Source organism: Vibrio sp. 2033 (assembly GCF_033339735.1).
This window is the reverse complement of record NZ_JAWOVC010000472.1, coordinates 1-627: the sequence shown is the minus strand read 5'-3', so window position 1 is coordinate 627 and position 627 is coordinate 1. Positions and strand designations below refer to the sequence as shown.

The window sequence follows — 627 nt, the reverse complement described above, 5'->3', positions numbered from 1 at the left end:
GCGTTAGTCGCCAGAAAAAGCTAGTAATCAAAATCATGTTTCTGAGCTCAAAATTTGGCAGCTGTTTGTTTGGTTCACTGGTTCATCGTCGTAGGTCCAAACTCATTTTCAGCTGTTTTAAGTCCAAAGTTTTGCAAGTGTTCTCGCGGTTGTTCTGTTCTTTGGTGCTGACAGAGCAGGGCAATCGAGAGTCTGCTTTTGGTTGTAATTCCGCTCGGTGAGTTTGTTGGGTACAAAAGCCGATTTACTCGCTGAAATGACGTGTTCTCTGGTGTGGTAAGTTCCACGTAGTTTCAGTACCTTTGTTGAAAGTCCGCACTGTGAGATTGGCTATCCAAAAGCGCTTTTTGGTGTTGTCAGTCCGTTTTCTGCGGCGTTGTTTGTTCCAAGTGGTTTCATTGAATAGCCGCTTTGAGACTACGCCTGACTTAAATGCATCAAAGCACATAAAGTTTGTTGTTCGCAAAGTTTGGTTCGGCTTAAAATTGTCGCTCGGTGCCTCACGACTAACAAACTGCTCAAGAGGGATTCGCAACGCGTGGCATTTTTACTATGCGTTGATTTTTGTGATTAAGGTGGTATGCGGCGGCTTAGGTATTGCGTTGCTCACCCCTTAGCAGGGCGTTA

The 627-nt window shown here is 45.0% G+C and carries 1 pseudogene; it reads right to left on the bottom strand.

From position 1 onward, the window contains the following. Positions 1 to 74 precede the first annotated feature (74 nt). A pseudogene (locus R7P74_RS27265) lies at positions 75 to 399 on the bottom strand (hypothetical protein). Positions 400 to 627: the final 228 nt, after the last annotated feature.